The following is a 15291-nucleotide window of genomic DNA, read 5'->3' as shown; positions in this document are numbered from 1 at the left end:
TCAGTATAGTTGAGCTTATTATTGACTAGAGTCATGCTCCAAAACAATTCCCAAACAGCAATCAATTGAGGGTGAACTGGATGGGCACCACCACCCAAGACTCGATGGGGGCGTTGTTTCTCAAGGCCGGGCTGAATTCCCACCGCTGCACCGCCTCCTGCGCTGCCCTATCCAGGGCGGGAAACCCACTGGAAGAGGCGATCTCCACCTGCTGCACCTGCCCCTGGGCATTGACCTTGGCCCGCAGCAGCACCTGCCCCTGTTGGCCGAGACGGCGAGCTTGAGGAGGGTAGGGGGGCGGAGGATTGCGACCGGGGATCGGGCGGGCCAGGATGTCCGGCTGGGGGTTGGCAGCCACTGTCGGTGGGGAGGAACTGGGGGTGGCAGGTGTTGGGGCAGAGGAATGGGGTTGGGCTGCACCTATACCGCCAGGTGTCCCAGTTTCAGGATCCCTTGGCCCCAATCTGCTCTCGCTGCCGGGGGAAGGCGGAGCGGCGGCAGTCTTTACGCTGGAACGGATCCCTTGGATCAAGGGGGTAAAGCGGGGCAGAGGGGTGCTTGAGGTAACCGGGGCGGAGGTGAGTGGAGTCGCTGTAGAGGTGGGGGTAACCGCCGGAGTTGGGGTGGGCTGTTGTGGCGGAGGAGTGGGTTGCGGGGTGGCTGTCGGTAATGGGGTCAGTGGAGGAGTAGGGGTGGGTTCTGGCTTTGCCGTGGGAATGGGTGTAGGGGTCGGAGTTTGCAGGGCCAGCAAAGATTCAGCCTCCGGGATGGCTGGCATCTCGATCTCTTGGGGCACAGGCTCCGGTGGGGATAGATCGTCTGCAGGGGGCGATTCCGGGGCCGGGCCGGGCGGCTCTGCTGTTGGCTCTGGTGGGAGAGATTCTATGGATTCTGAATCCGGTTCGAGCAACTGTGGCTCGGGATCCTCCAGCAAAAGCGTGACTGGGATCCGGAGTTCTGCGTCTGATAAAGGCCGGGATCCCCACCAAGCCAGCCCCAGCAGCGCCATCAGGTGCAAGAGGAGGGAAATCAAACCCTCCCGGCGCAGCGGTCGGGGATCCCTGGCTCGCAGGTGGAGGACGGTCCCCGGCGGATCTTCCCCCTCCTGGCAAGCTGTCCAGAGGGCAGCCCAGCTATAGCCGGCCACCCAAGCCTCTTGCAGCAGCTCCTCGGCACACTCCAGCCAGCCGCTCTCTCTTGCGCCAGCCCAAAGCCACAACGCCAACCAAGCCAGCCCCGCCTCCCAGGCCATGCCCGCCTGCTGCCAATACCACCCCTGCAGTCGCCACAAAAGCTGGGGACAGGACTTCCGAAGAAGAGAGAGGGATCCCTTGGGGGTGCGGGCAGGTGGCTCGGCAAGCATCGGTTAGAGCAGGATCCAGAGTAAACACGGCCTCAGGTCTTGGCCCCTAAAACCGGGTGGAAAAACTGAGCGCAGCATGCCGTCCCGGCTGGGCCCGCCGTTCCACTTCAGGGCCGACAAAGAGAGAGCGGGTTTCGGAGTAGAGAAAATACTTTTCATCAAAGAGATTGAACACCCCGAAATTCAATTGCCAGTTGTCGTCCAGGTTGTAGTAGCCCAGCAGATCCACCACGGTGTAGCCCTTGGGCACAAACGGAATTCGAGGTGGAGCGTTGGGGTTCGGTTGCACTACCTCCCGTTGCGGGTCGCGGGGATCCGCCACCAGCGTGGCCACCAACCTGGCTCCCCAGATCTGGCTGGGATCGTCGTAGTGCAGTCCCAGTACTGCCGTCAGTGGCTCAATGGAAAGGAGGGGTTCGTTTTCGGTGAGGTTATCCCCCACCGCCCAGGCAAAGCTGCCATTGAGGCTCCAGCCGGTCAAATCGGGGCTGAAGAAGTACTGCCCGGTGGCTTCTACACCATAGATGCGGGCCCGACTGACGTTCTGGCTCTGAAAGAGAGTCACCGGTGGAGGTGGCGGGCTCCCTGGCGGGCCGGGGGGTGAAGGCTCGGATCCCACCTCCCGGAAAGCCTCGATAAAGTCGTTGTAGGTGTTGTAGTAGGCGGCCAAGCTAAAGCTGGCCTGGGGGTAGATCCCCCGCAACCCCACTTCAAAGCCTTGGCTGGTTTCCGGTCGCAAGTTGGGATTGGAAAGGGTGCGGTAGCGGAAGAAGGGGCTGACCAGGTTGGTGAAGCCGCTGTTGATTTCGTTGTACTGAGGGGCCCGAAAACCGGTGTTGTACTGGGCCGTAAAGGTGAGGTTGGGATTAATCCTCCACACCAGGCCCACCTTGGGAGAAATGGCATCGGCAAACAGGCTGGCGGCTTCTGCCCCACTTTTCAAGAAGGCTTCGTCAGGGCTGGGGGTGAGGCGGTAGGTGTCGTAGCGGATGCCGGGGATGAGGGTAAAGTTACCGCCCCCAAAGTCGATCTCATCTTGCAAATACAGCCCAAAGCGCACGGTATCGGAGTCGGGAAAATCTTTGGTGGGAAAAGTGTCCGGGGGGATGTTTTGGGTGACTGCCCCGGTCAGCAGGTTGGTTTGGAAGCGGTTGCGGGGACGTTCGTTGCGGGTGGTGGAGATCTCCATTCCATACACCAAGCGGTGGGAGAGATCCCCGGTTTGGAAGCGGCTCTGGGCCTGCACGCTGGCTCCCAGAATGTTGCTGACCAGCTCGTTGAAGGTATCCCGACGCACAGGCACGGGCCGACCTTGTACCGTGAGGGTGCGTTCTTCCACGCTGGGCTCCTGGGTGCGGGCCGGCTGGTAGTAGATCTGGACGGTGGCCAGCTCAAAAGCGGGGGTATCGGGGTTGGCGTAGCGATATTCCAAGCTGAGGCGGCTGCGCTCGGTCTCAATGGTCTCCCTGAAAAAGCGGATGCCGGGATCCAGGTTGCGGGGCGAAAAGGTGGTGGTGGTGCGGTTGTGGAAGTATTCCGCCGTCAGGGTGAGGCTGTCAAAGGGACTGAAGCGATAGACCAGCTTGGCCAGAACATTATCTCCCTCCACCGTCTGCCGATCCTTGAAACTGGGATCCGCCTGGATATCCGGCTCTCTGGCGTCGCGGCGAGTGTAGATGAGCAGGGCCTCTAAGTTATCCTGCCGACCCGCCAAGCTGAGGGTGTTGACGTACCCTTGGTTTTTGCTGTCGTACTGGCTGGACAGGCCCACATGGCTGTCCCGTTCCCCCAGCAGATCGGCTGGATCCAGGGTGGTATAGGTCACCACACCCCCCAGCGCGTCGCTGCCATAGAGGGTGGAGGCGGGGCCGCGGATAATTTCTACAGTTTTCAAGGCCTCCAGCTCAAAGGTATCCCGGCCAATGGTGAAGGGGCCGAAGGAAAATCGCTCCGGCTGGCGGATCCCATCCACCTGGATCAACACCCGGTTGGCGTCGAGGCCGCGGATGTTGAAGTCCTGCAGGCCGTAGCGAACGCTGCGCCGCACGCTCACCCCCGGCTCGTAGCGCACCAGATCCTGAATGTTTTGAACCAGCTCCCGCCGCAACCGCTCCCGGTCGATGACGGTAATGCTGGCGGGCGAGTCGGCCAAGGTGCGCTCGGTGCGAGTACCGGTTACGGTGACCTGTTGCAGGTTAAAGATCGGCGTGCCTTCCTGCTGGAGAGCCCGAAGTTCGGCCTGTAGCCGCTCCACCTCTGCCTGATCCCCCCGCTGGCGGGCAGCTTCGATTTGCGCCTTCAGCTCCCTAATCTGCTCTGGCAGGGTGGTCGGTGCAGGGGTGGCCTGGGCCAACAGCGGCGGAGTTGTCGAATCAGGGATCCGGGCATTGGGCTGAGCCTGGGACAGGGATCCCCAGCCCACTCCCAAACTCAACCCCAAACTCACCACCCGCCACCAACGACCGTTCACGCGCATAACCTCTCATGCTCCTCGAAATCCACAACAGGGAAAATTCACTGCAAAACCGGACAAACCCTCCCTCAGCACCCTGACACCGGCAGGGAGAGGAGCCTTGCTGCCGCTGGAGCTGTGCTGCGCAGGGGGCAAAGCTGTGGCCCTACCGGAGTCGAGATCCACTCCACCTCCAGGCCAAACACCTGTCGCACCCGGCTGGGGGTCAACACCGCCAAGGGAGACCCCAGGGCCTGCATCTGGCCGGATCCCAGCAAGGCAATCTGCTCGCTGTAGCGAATGGCCAAATTCAGGTCGTGCAGCACCGTAACTACCGTCAGGCCCTGCTCCTGCTTCAGCCGTTGCAACAGCTCCAGCAGCTCCAGTTGGTGGCGCAGATCCAAAAAGGTGGTGGGCTCATCCAACAGCAACACCTGCGGCTCCTGCACCAAAGCCAACGCCAGAAAAGCCCGTTGCCGCTCGCCCCCCGAAAGGGTTTCCACCCGCCGCAGCGCCAGGGATCCCAGTCCCGTCTGCTCTAGAGCCCACTCCACCCGCTGCCAATCGGCCCGCATCAACTGCCACGCCCACCAGGGCTGGTGGGGAGAACGCCCCAGACTCACCAATTGCCGCACCGTCAGCCCTGCCGGGATCCTCGGCTGCTGGGGCAAAAGAGCCAACTGCCGGGCCACCTGCTGGGGAGTGAGTTGAGTGTGCAGATCCCGACCGTCCAGGTACACGCGCCCAGCTTGGGGAATCAGAACCCGACTCAACAGCCGCAGCACCGTCGATTTGCCGGAACCATTGGGGCCGACAATGCTCAGCCATTCCCCCTGTTGCACGCTGAAGCTCACCTGTCGCACCACCGTCCGGGATCCGTAGCCCCCGCTCAAGTCCTCGACCTGCAGGATGGGCTCTCTCATCGCCCTGCCCCCTGCTGCCGCAGCAGCCAGCCGAAAAAGGGAGCCCCCATCACAGCGGTGACAATCCCCACCGGCAGCTCTATCGGGCCCAAACGGCTCAGGATGTCGGCACCGCTCAGCAGGGTCGCCCCTGCCAAGGCAGAAAGGGGCAACAGCCAGCGGTAATCGGATCCCACCCCCTGCCGCACCATGTGGGGCACCACCAAACCGACAAAGCCGATCAACCCCCCCACACTGACGGCGGTTGCCGCCAGCCAAGCCGCCACCAGACCAATCACCACCCGCGTCCGCGCCAGAGGGATCCCCAAGCTCACCGCCATCTCTTCCCCCAAGCTCAGCAGGTTTAAAGCCCGCGCCTGCCCCCATCCCAATCCCAAGCCGACCAGGATATACGCCCCGGCCACCTGCACCTCTGGCCAGCCCCGCCCGCTCAAGCTGCCGATCAACCAGGTGAGAGCCACCTGCACCCGGTCATCTGCCATCAACAACAAGGTGGAGCTAATGGCCCCAAACAGGGCGCTGACGGCCACCCCCGCCAAGATCAGCCGCTCCACCGCCAGTCCCGAGGGAGTACGCGCCAACCCGTACACCAACACGGTAGTCAGCACCCCGCCCACCCAAGCGGCCAGGGGCACCCAAGCCGTCCACTCTCCCAAGGTGAGCAACCCCACCGCCGCCAGGCCCGCCCCCGCCGAAATGCCCAGCAGGTAGGGATCCGCCAGCCCATTGCCCAGCATCCCCTGCAACAGGGCCCCTGCCATCCCCAGAGCCGCCCCCAGCAACTGGGCCAAGAGCGCCCGCGGCAGCCGCAACTGCCAAACAATCGTCTGCCGAATGGGATCCCCCTGCCCCCACAGGGCTTGCCAGAGTTCTGGGAAAGTCATGGGAACGGATCCCAAAGCAATCGAGACCAAAAGTACTAGGAAAATGAAACTCAATAGCAAACAGGTCAAACCGATTGGCGAGAGCAGCCGCTTTCTTTGCCCCCAGCCTCTGCCCCCCTCAACCTCTGTATACGGACACTCGCGATCGACCAGCACCGGGAAAACCTCTCGAGCTTTGCCCAGGAAGAGAGCCTTCTGAGGCCAAGAAACCCCCTCCGCCCGCAAGGGCGGGATGGAAAACTCAGCCAAGTTGGCCAGGCCTCGCTCCCGAGCTTTATTGAAAGTCAAACTCAACAAAACGTAGTCGCTAGAATAGCAAGGCTTCTTGGATGTTGCAAGTCAGTTTCAATAGCTTGTGCCTAAATTTCTCCCTCTTGCGCTTCAGGGCTTTTGGACAAGACCGGGCAGCGCCTCTGCCCAGCCATTCAGACTTACCTCAGGGGGGATCCAACTACCCTGAGCGAGGTCATGGCAACCAACCGCGAAATGGGAATCAGGGGAGAAGGGCTGGGGAAACGTCTCAAACTTCATCTAGACCTGGATCTAGAATGGCCCAAGCTGGTCGGCCCGAGTTGGCTAGACTCCGAACCTTCAGCCCATTGCTTGCCCACGTTTTGATGCCATGAGTTCTTCCGCCGAGCCTACTTGGGATGCCTTAGAGGTGGATCCCGCCCTGCTCACCCCCATGATGCAGCACTATGTGGAGCTGAAGCGGCAGTATCCCCACGCCATCTTGCTCTACCGCCTGGGGGATTTCTACGAGATGTTTTTCCAGGATGCGCAAGTGGTGTCGCGGGAGCTGGAGCTGGTGCTCACCGGGCGGGAAGCAGGGGCCATAGGGCGGGTGCCCATGTGCGGGATCCCTTACCATGCCTTTGACCGCTATGCCGCCCAGTTGGTGGCCAAAGGCTATGCCCTGGCCGTCTGCGACCAGATGGAGCCGGCAGATCAGGCCAAGGGCTTGGTGCGGCGGGAAGTGACGCGGGTGATCACCCCTGGCACCGTCCTCGAAGAGGAGCTGCTGCAGGCGCGGCAAAACAACTACCTGGCAGCCGTCGTGCGGCTCAAAGGATCGAAGCAGGCTCCCTGCCGCTGGGGCCTAGCCTATGCGGATATCTCCACCGGCGAGTTCTGGGTGTGTCAGAGCGAGGGGCAAGAGCAACTGGAGCAGGAACTGGCCCGGCTGCAGCCGGCAGAGGTTTTGCTGCCCACCGAGGAGGGGCTGGGACTAGGCCTCATCCGTCCAGGGGATCCCCAGAAGCCCCTGGGTCTCCCCAACCAATACGCCTATACCCTGCGCCCAGCCGAACCTTTTGAACTGGCGGTGGCGCGGGAGAACCTCATGCAGACCTACGGCCTGCGCTCTCTGGAAGGATTGGGCTGTGAGGGATTGCCTCTGGCGGTGCGAGCAGCGGGAGGGCTTTTGCACTACTTAGAAGAAACCCATTCGCCTCAGCGGTGCGTAGCACCAAAGACCCTGCTGCAGCCTTCTCCCCAGGGAGGCCACCCGCTCCTGCGTCCCCCGCGCACCTATCAGTTGACGGATTACCTCATCTTGGATGCCCAAACCCGGCGTAACTTGGAGCTCACCCAGACCATCCGAGAGGGGGCTTTTGTGGGATCCCTGCTCTGGGTGCTGGATCACAGCCGTACAGCCATGGGGGGGCGCACTTTGCGGCGCTGGCTAATGCAGCCTTTGCGGGATCTAGAGCAAATCCGCCTTCGCCAAGACACCATCCAAGAGCTTTTGGAAAACCCTTCTCTGCGGGCCCGCCTGGGATCCCTTCTGGACTCTCTGTACGACCTGGAGCGATTGGCCAACCGCGTCGGATCGGGCACCGCCAACCCGCGCGAGATGGTGGCCTTGGGGTCCTCCTTGGGCAAACTGCCCCAGTTGGCCGAGCTGGTGGCTGAGGCCAAAACCCCCCTCCTGCAGAGCCTACAGCAAGTGGATCCCGCCCTGGTTGAGCTGGGCCAACGCATCGAGCACACCCTCCTGCCCTCCCCTCCCCCTGTGCTCACCGAGGGGGGCCTCATCCGAGCCGGCGTGGATCCCGAGCTGGACAGGCTGCGGCAGCAGGTGGAGCAAGACCGCCAGTGGGTTGCCCAGTTGGAAAAAAGCGAGCGCGACCGCACTGGGATCCCCACTCTCAAGGTGGGCTTCAACAAGGCCTTCGGCTACTACCTCAGCATCAGCCGCGCCAAGGCCCACCAAGTCCCCAAAGAGTACATCCGCAAGCAAACCCTGACCAACGAAGAGCGGTTCATTACCCCCGAGCTCAAAGAAAAAGAGGCCCGCATCCTCACAGCCCAAACCGACATCAACCAGCGGGAATACGAGCTGTTTGTGCAGTTGCGCCAAGAGGCAGGATCCCGGGCCGAAGCCATCCGCCAAGTGGCCCAGACCCTGGCTGCCGTCGATGCTCTGTTTGGCCTGGCGGAAGTGGCAGTGCAGCAGGGATACACCCGTCCCCTCCTCACAACAGACCGCCGGCTCATGATCGAGGAGGGTCGCCACCCGGTGGTGGAAAAATCCCTGCCCCAGGGCCTCTTCGTGCCCAATTCGGTGCAACTGGGATCCCCCCACGGCCCCGATTTGATTGTCCTCACCGGGCCCAACATGTCCGGCAAGTCCACTTACCTGCGGCAAATTGGGCTCATCCAAATCCTGGCCCAGATGGGCAGCTTTGTCCCCGCGCGGCGGGCAGAGTTGGGCCTCTGCGACCGCGTATTTACCCGCATTGGCGCTGTGGACGATCTGGCTACCGGCCAGTCCACCTTCATGGTGGAAATGAACGAGACCGCCAACATCCTCAACCACGCCGGCGAGCGCTCCTTGGTGCTGCTGGACGAGATTGGCCGAGGCACCGCTACCTTCGATGGCCTTTCCATTGCCTGGGCGGTGGCGGAATACCTGGCCACTCAGGTGCGCGCCCGTACGGTCTTTGCCACCCACTACCACGAGCTCAACCAACTGGAGACCTTGCTGCCCAACGTGGCCAACTTTCAGGTGGTGGTCAAGGAATTGCAAGATCGCATCATCTTCTTGCACCAGGTACAGCCTGGGGGGGCAGATCGCTCCTATGGCATCGAGGTGGGACGCATGGCTGGCCTGCCGCAGCCGGTAATCCAGCGGGCCGAACAGGTGCTGGCCTTGGTGGAAAAACACAGCCGCATCGGCCTGGGCTTGAGAAACCAAGGGAAAAACCGCCTCGCCCAAAAGAACTCCAAAAAAGAGCCCGCTCCCAATGGGATCCCCGACCCTGCCGTTGGGGATCAACTGTCTTTGATCCCAGCACCTCTCTCTCCCGATTGGCCTTAGACTCCCCTACCCCTAATCCAGATCCCGTTCTTGCAACCCCAGGGCTGCAGCCAGCCCATCCAGCTCATCCCGATGCCCCTCCACCCACAGATGGGATCCAGAAGCCGTTGGCGTTCGTTCCCAGGACGAGAGCGGGACAGAGTCCTCGTCGGCTTCCTGCAGTTTCAGGCGGATTTGCTCCGGGCGTTGGTTGCGCCGCCAGTAGTACCAACCCGCCCAGGGGGAGGCCAGCACCAACATCCAAGGCCAAGCTCCCCACCCCGGCTCAAGGGTCTGCAGCACCAAGACCAAACAGGCCAGCCCCGCCCCCGCCAGCCCCGTCAAAAAAAGGGCCAGCCCCACGCTAGCCTGACCTTGCCCTGCAAAGGTGGCGATCCCCTCGGCATCGGCGGACTGGAGACGATAGCCACGCCTTTCCAAGTGCTCTCGCAGAGCGGATCCCATTTCTTCCAGGCTGCGACTGCTGAGATAGACGCGAGTCTCAACGCGATCTTTGCCCGAAGCTCGCAGGAAAAAGAATAGACCGATGGCCAACAGAGTCGTCAACGCCAAGGTTGAAACCTTTTCCCCCGTCAGCGGGGCTATGGCCAACCCAAGTGCCTGAGCAGAGCCCAGTCCGCCCAGAGGAAGGGGGTTGACCTGTTCGGGGAGTCTGGCTCCCCCACAGCTGGGTGGGATAGGTGAATGGGAACAGTTCATCGAATAGAATCGAATAGATTGGAATAGGCAAAGCAATTTACACGCTACCTTTGAAGTTTAGACCCTCTAGGATGGATGGGTTACTTCCCCCAAGGACGAGCTGCTGGGTTCACCCTGAGGGCAATACGCTTTTTCGCAGTGGCGGTGACGGTTGAACTGGGGGGATCCTACGCTGGCTCTCATGTCTCTGGGCTGAGAAATGCAACTATAATTAAGTTATGATAAGGGGCTCACGCTCTCCGTGTGACCCCTCCGCTGCTACTTCAGCCTTTCCCTATGGGGCATGGGCAGGAGGTCCGGTTGAGGAAGAGGTCAATGTATGATTTCCTCTGACTGCTGTAAGGCGTTGAGCAGGCGCGAAGTTACCGTTGGGGAACACTTAAGCTTAACTTGCTCCACATCACTGACCATTCCTCTCTCAGCCCACTGAACTGCCTACCCCTGTCGCTACATCAGCAACACCTTACATGTCTAACTACGAACCTGAACTCAACGACATTTTGTTGGATGGCCCCGCCGATCTCCTCGATGCTGCCGAAGAAGCAGAGGTGGATCTGGCCGATGGCGAGTTTCTGGAAGAGGAGCCAACCCGCCGCTCCACTGATCTGGTGCGCCTCTATTTACAAGAGATCGGTCGTGTTCCTCTGTTGGGGCGCGATGAAGAGGTGGCCCTGGCCCAAAAAGTCCAAGACTACATGAAGCTCTTGGATTTGCGTCTGCGCCTGCAGAAAGAGTTGGGACGGGATCCCACTCTTGCGGAATGGGTGGCCAAGGCCAACCAGTACCCCGAGTGGGCGCAACTGACCCCTGAAAAGCTGCAGCAGGTTCAGCGGATTGGCAAGCGTGCCAAAGAACACATGATCAAGGCCAACCTGCGCCTGGTGGTGTCGGTGGCGAAAAAGTACCAAAACCGCGGCTTGGAGCTGTTGGATCTGATCCAAGAGGGTACGCTGGGCCTAGAGCGGGCGGTGGAAAAGTTCGACCCGAAAAAGGGCTACCGCTTCAGCACCTACGCCTACTGGTGGATCCGGCAGGGCATTACCCGCGCCATTGCCACCCAAAGCCGCACCATCCGCCTGCCCGTTCACATCACCGAGAAGCTGAACAAGATCAAAAAAGCGCAGCGCAAGCTCTCCCAGGAAAAGGGCCGTACTCCCACCATCGAAGACATCGCCTCCGAGTTGGAGATGACGCCGCCTCAAGTACGCGAGCTGTTGGTACGGGTGCCCCGCTCGGTTTCTCTGGAAACCAAGGTGGGCAAAGACAAGGACACCGAACTGGGGGATCTGCTGGAAACCGACGACATTTCCCCAGAAGAGACCATGATGCGGGAAGCCCTGCACCGGGATCTGCAGCAGTTGCTCTCGGATCTCACCAGCCGCGAGCGGGATGTGATCCGCATGCGTTTCGGCTTGGGGGATGGGCGCACCTATTCGCTGGCGGAAATCGGTCGCGCCTTGGATCTGTCGCGAGAGCGGGTGCGGCAAATTGAGGCCAAAGCTCTGCAGAAGTTGCGTCAGCCGAAGCGGCGCAACCGCGTGCGAGATTACCTGGAAGCTATCAGCTAGTTCCGGCTTGCCCACTGGCTCCCCCAGCGTCCTACCCGTTTCCGCAGTCGGGCTGCTGCCCACTCCACTTCTGGGATCCGCAGGTAGAGAGCTCCGGCGGCGAACAGGCTCACGCCCAACCCTGCGGCCAGCCCGGCCCCAATGACGGCGGTGAGGAGCGGGGATCCCAACAGCTCCAGCGGGCGCATTTGCCTCCACAGCCAATGGCTGAGCCCCCCGGCCAAGACGGTGATCCCCAGCAACGGCAGCAGGGCTTGTCCCATCTCCCGCCAAGGGATCCCTGGCAGGCGCTGGTGGAGGCGGATCCCCAGTCCGATCACGGCTATCAGGTTGACGCCGGCGGTGGCCAGGGCAATGCCCGGCGCTCCAAAAGCCTGCAAAAATAGAAAGTCCAGTAGGGCATTCAGGCCAATGGCCATGCTGCTGATGCGCAGAGGCGTAGCCCCATCCTCCAGGGCATAGAAGATCCGCACCAGCACATCCCGCAGCAGGTAACCGGTCATCCCCAGACCATAGGCCATGAGCAGGGCTGCCACCTCTTGTGTCACCTCCGGCGTAAAGCGCCCCCGCTGGTAGGCCACTTGGACAATGGGCTCGGCCAAAGCCACCAACAGCATCGACAGGGGCAGGGTCACAATTGCCGTAAGCATCAGCCCTTGGCGGATACGCTGGCGCAGCTCCGGCCAACGGGATCCATCCCCTGCCAACTGGGCATAGAGAGGCATCAAGGGCACCAGCACCATGTTGGAGAGGATCCCCAGCGGCGTTTGTACCAGAAGCTGGGCATATCCCAAGTTGCCGATGGTGCGATCCCCAGGTACGAAAGAGGCAAAAAACAGATCCACATAAACATTGATGTGGATCATCCCGGAGGAGATCACCGCCGGCAACATCAGCAAGCCCACCGCCCGTACCTGCGGGGATCCCCACTCAAAGCGCAGGCGCGGTCGCCCCAGCCCTAACCGCATCTGGAGCGGAACTTGGGCCAACCATTGGGCAATGGCCCCGATGAGCACGCCCCAGGCCAGCAAAGTTGGGATCCCCGTCCATCCCAGCGTGACCAGGATCCCGATCACCGCCAAGCTGGAGATCAGCGGGCTAAGGGCAGGCAAGGCGTAGTGTTCGGCAGCATTCAGCGCTCCAAAGCCGATGCCAATCCACCCCGAGAGCAAGGCCAAAGGGGCCATGATCCGCAGTTGCGCAGCGGCCAGAGCATGGACTTCGGGGCTGGCTCCCGGCGCATTCAGGCGCACCACCCAGTCCGCTCCCCACCAAAGGCCCAAGCTGACCAGCAGGAGCAGGCAGCCTACCAAGGTGGAAATGGATTCCAGCCAGGCAGCCGCATCCTCCCTGTCCCGATCCCGCTGCTTTTTGAGGACACTGACGATGGCGCTGTGAAAAGGGCCGTTGATCCCTCCCAGCAGAATCAACAGAAAACCGGGCAGGATGTAGGCTACCCCGAAGGCGCTGTACTCCGGCCCCGAGCCATACACTGCTGCAATCAAAGCTTGGCGAATAAAGCCTATGCCCTTACTGAGCAAGGTCGCCCCGGCCACCAAGCCCGCCACCGACATCAACGAACGGGATGGCCCTGCTGAAGGAGATCCCCCAGGGATCTCTTCCTGAGTGGCAGACTCCTCCATTACCTTGTGTCCTGCACCCCAACCACTGCCTCAACAACAAACTGATCCCGGATCCCTCTTTGAATCCCAGGAGCCGCTTCCCATTATCGGGAATATCGAACCCTTCTGGGCAATTGTCGGGCATTAGCTGGATCCCTTGGGCAGGCAGCGAGCTTGTCAGGCCAACAGTTGCCGTTCCTGTTCCAGTTGCTGCAACAAATGCTCATCCCCCCGGTCGCGTCAGCGGGACGGCGTCCTTTGGGTTTCCTCGACCAAGGTCATGAAGTGCTTCCGAGAGGAAACTTGAGGGGATCCCTTGCACCTCAGGGATCCTTGCTGTTGCCCTTGCTCCAAAACTGAGGGCGGCACCTCGATACGGGAAGGCAAAAGACTGAGGCAGTGCTACAGCCACGGAGCCCAACCCTGGTGCCGAGCGGACAGATTCTGACGGCTTTGAATCGCTGCAGAGGGATGCACAAACTCATGGGCAATGCCTTGATAGGTCAGTTGCAAAGGACTCCGTCCCGCTAATGTGAACAGCAAGGGCCCAGAAGCACCACCGCTCACAGCAGCTCGTCGATCAGCCGCAGCACCTGCTGCAGCTCAGCACCGGGGATCCTTTGATGTTGTTCCAGGTTGATCTCCACCAACTGTTTGAGGGCGAGGAGCTTCAGGTTGACCTCCACCGCCGCCACCGCAATGGCTTGTGCTGCCGGCAAATAGCCACTGGCCCCCAAATCCAAAAGGGCAGCCCGCCGCAGATGGATGTTGTGGTGATTCAACACCGACAGCAGGCGCTGAGCAAAAGTCGGATCCCCGGTGAGACGATAGCAGGCCCGTGCCGCCGCACATTGCAAGCGAATGGAAGTGTGCTCTAGGTAAGGACGAATTGGCTCCAGGGCAGCGGTCACTTGCAGTTGTCCAAGAGCCTCAACAATGGCTTCTAGGGCGGCTTGGGCTTCCGTCTGCAGTCCTTGCTCCACAAAGCGCAGCCCTTCCAGCAAAGCGGATCCCAGCTTTTCCACTTCGTCGGGATCCCTATGGAGGTTGTTGGCAAGGGCAATCTCAACCAGCGCCTGGGCAGCCGCCGCCACCACTTGGCCATCAGAGCAAGACAAAGCCGCCTTCAGGGGAGGGATCCCGGCGAGGGATCCCAGTTTACCCAAAGCACGAGCAGCGTTGCGCCGCAGCGGATATCCCCCTTGAGCGGTGCGATCCGTTTCATCGGCCAGGGCCTCGATCAGGGCCGGGATCCCTTCGACGATGCGCATGCGTCCCAGCCACCAAGCGGCATAGTAGCGTTCCCCCGGATCCCCGTGGCGCAGCTTGGCGATTTGTCCAGCCGGGGTGAGATCCACCGATGGATCGGGATCCAGAGGAACAGCAGTGGTCATGGAATCGACAACGGAGAAGACACCGAGAAGGGATCAAGCGCTGCGGACACTGACGATCTTGGCGCCCGATTTGAGCAACCGCTGCATTGTCGCCGACAGTTGATCGGCAGAGACGAAAATCTGCTGGTTGGATTTGCGCACTCGGCTGGAAGTGGCCAGCGCCGAAGGCGGATTCAGCAGCCGGGTCACTTCCACACAGAACATGCGATCCGACTGGCCCGTTGGCGGCCCCAGGTGTTTGGAAATGGGGCTGGGCGGCAGTAGCCCCCGCACCCCAATGCGGCGAATGGCCGGGGTAAACCCGGTGGCCAAAGGCATCATCAGACGGGGTCTGGGCCCTTGGGAGCGGTCGTTGTTGGCGTAGCCCCCGTAGAGGGCGAAGAGATTGGTAAAGTCGCGGGTGGAATGGGCCTTGCGGTATTCAAACCCACGCGGGTAGGGGACGATGTTGTCTCCAAAAGCTTCTAGGTATTCTGGGCTGTCGATGTAGGAATCGATCTCCGCGCTGTGGCCGCCAGATTGGTAGATGTCCAAATGGCGGGCGATGTCTTTGGGGCTGGTGGGAGCGCGTCCCAGCAGATGCTTGAAATTGAGCTCGATGGCCCGGGTTTGCGAGTTGGGGTAGAAAAACCGCTTTTTGTAGGCTTCGGACTTGGCGATCCATCGCACAAACTCCCGCACCGTCAGGCTGCCCTGGCGCAGCAGCGATTCCGCACTGGCTAGCTCCTTCCTATCGGCCCCAAACAAATGGTCGTTGCCCAGCACCTGACGGTAGATGGCCCGCAGCACCGCATTGAGCTGATCCTGGCTGGCGTTGGGGCGCAACTCCAGTGGGGTGGTCTCCGTAATGCCCCGGATCCCCATCCGGCTTGCCGCTGTAATTGCACTCATGCTAATTCCCCCGATTGAACTGAATGGACACAGATTGAGAACAAGCTTGCGTTTAGGGTCATTTCGATTCAAGCTAGGACATTGCACCCACACCTAAAGTGTTGGTTGCGTCGTCGCGTCGGCGTTGCGGAGCAATAATGCAGGGGGCCAAAAGGCTTTTCAAGGACTCCGTC

At 61.2% G+C, this 15291-nt stretch carries 10 protein-coding genes; 2 read left to right on the top strand and 8 right to left on the bottom strand.

Annotated features, from left to right (window positions below; genetic code table 11):
* Positions 1-61: 61 nt before the first annotated feature.
* From NW843_RS09075 to NW843_RS09060, 4 genes are all read right to left on the bottom strand, one after another.
* The gene (locus NW843_RS09075) at positions 62-1363 is read right to left on the bottom strand and encodes an energy transducer TonB (RefSeq protein ID WP_414522740.1); all 1302 of its coding nucleotides are present in this window, start codon (positions 1361-1363) and stop codon (positions 62-64) included.
* 46 nt (positions 1364-1409) lie between these two features.
* Entirely contained in the window at positions 1410-3839 is a 2430-nt protein-coding gene (locus tag NW843_RS09070) for a TonB-dependent hemoglobin/transferrin/lactoferrin family receptor (RefSeq protein WP_414522739.1), read from the bottom strand.
* A gap of 65 nt (positions 3840-3904) precedes the next feature.
* Entirely contained in the window at positions 3905-4738 is an 834-nt protein-coding gene (locus NW843_RS09065) for an ABC transporter ATP-binding protein (RefSeq protein WP_414522738.1), read from the bottom strand.
* On the bottom strand, positions 4735-5778 hold the full coding sequence (locus NW843_RS09060; protein ID WP_011434271.1) for a FecCD family ABC transporter permease: 1044 nt from the start codon (positions 5776-5778) through the stop codon (positions 4735-4737). The genes NW843_RS09065 and NW843_RS09060 overlap by 4 nt, the downstream gene beginning before the upstream one ends.
* Before the next feature lie 466 nt (positions 5779-6244).
* Between NW843_RS09060 and mutS the strand changes: the two genes are divergently transcribed.
* Positions 6245-8944: a DNA mismatch repair protein MutS gene (gene mutS / locus NW843_RS09055; RefSeq protein WP_414522737.1), complete on the top strand. Its 2700-nt coding sequence runs from the start codon at positions 6245-6247 to the stop codon at positions 8942-8944.
* Between the two features lie 12 nt (positions 8945-8956).
* Here mutS and NW843_RS09050 read toward each other — a convergent pair whose 3' ends face one another.
* Entirely contained in the window at positions 8957-9496 is a 540-nt protein-coding gene (locus tag NW843_RS09050; RefSeq protein ID WP_414522736.1) for a cofactor assembly of complex C subunit B, read from the bottom strand.
* 614 nt (positions 9497-10110) lie between these two features.
* On the opposite strand from NW843_RS09050, the gene sigC reads away from it, so the two are divergent.
* Complete coding sequence (sigC, locus tag NW843_RS09045) at positions 10111-11211, top strand: RNA polymerase sigma factor SigC (RefSeq protein ID WP_414374965.1); 1101 nt, start codon at positions 10111-10113, stop codon at positions 11209-11211.
* Here sigC and murJ read toward each other — a convergent pair.
* The 3 genes from murJ to NW843_RS09030 all read right to left on the bottom strand — a co-directional run bounded on the left by murJ (position 11208) and on the right by NW843_RS09030 (position 15118).
* Positions 11208-12854, bottom strand: coding sequence for a murein biosynthesis integral membrane protein MurJ (gene murJ, locus NW843_RS09040; protein ID WP_414522734.1), 1647 nt, complete (start codon positions 12852-12854; stop codon positions 11208-11210). The two genes, sigC and murJ, sit on opposite strands and share 4 nt — an antisense overlap.
* 542 nt (positions 12855-13396) lie before the next feature.
* Positions 13397-14227, bottom strand: coding sequence for a HEAT repeat domain-containing protein (locus NW843_RS09035; protein ID WP_414522733.1), 831 nt, complete (start codon positions 14225-14227; stop codon positions 13397-13399).
* Between the two features lie 33 nt (positions 14228-14260).
* A complete protein-coding gene (locus NW843_RS09030) occupies positions 14261-15118 on the bottom strand; it encodes a phycobilisome rod-core linker polypeptide (RefSeq protein WP_414332161.1) in 858 nt (285 codons plus the stop codon).
* Between the last annotated feature and the right edge of the window lie 173 nt (positions 15119-15291).

The sequence above is a fragment of the Synechococcus sp. R5-12 genome, assembly GCF_047502655.1.
Taxonomy (GTDB): Bacteria; Cyanobacteriota; Cyanobacteriia; order Thermostichales; family Thermostichaceae; genus Thermostichus.
The sequence above is the reverse complement of the archived record's forward strand: the minus strand, read 5'-3'. Positions and strand labels throughout refer to the sequence as shown.

Excerpts from the sequence above, each read along its gene's own strand:
- NW843_RS09075 (WP_414522740.1), bottom strand. The coding sequence starts at position 1,363 with ATGCTTGCCGAGCCACCTGCCCGCACCCCCAAGGGATCCCTCTCTCTT.
- NW843_RS09070 (WP_414522739.1), bottom strand. The coding sequence starts at position 3,839 with ATGCGCGTGAACGGTCGTTGGTGGCGGGTGGTGAGTTTGGGGTTGAGT.
- NW843_RS09065 (WP_414522738.1), bottom strand. The coding sequence starts at position 4,738 with ATGAGAGAGCCCATCCTGCAGGTCGAGGACTTGAGCGGGGGCTACGGA.
- mutS (WP_414522737.1), top strand. The coding sequence starts at position 6,245 with ATGAGTTCTTCCGCCGAGCCTACTTGGGATGCCTTAGAGGTGGATCCC.
- sigC (WP_414374965.1), top strand. The coding sequence starts at position 10,111 with ATGTCTAACTACGAACCTGAACTCAACGACATTTTGTTGGATGGCCCC.
- murJ (WP_414522734.1), bottom strand. The coding sequence starts at position 12,854 with ATGGAGGAGTCTGCCACTCAGGAAGAGATCCCTGGGGGATCTCCTTCA.
- NW843_RS09035 (WP_414522733.1), bottom strand. The coding sequence starts at position 14,227 with ATGACCACTGCTGTTCCTCTGGATCCCGATCCATCGGTGGATCTCACC.
- NW843_RS09030 (WP_414332161.1), bottom strand. The coding sequence starts at position 15,118 with ATGAGTGCAATTACAGCGGCAAGCCGGATGGGGATCCGGGGCATTACG.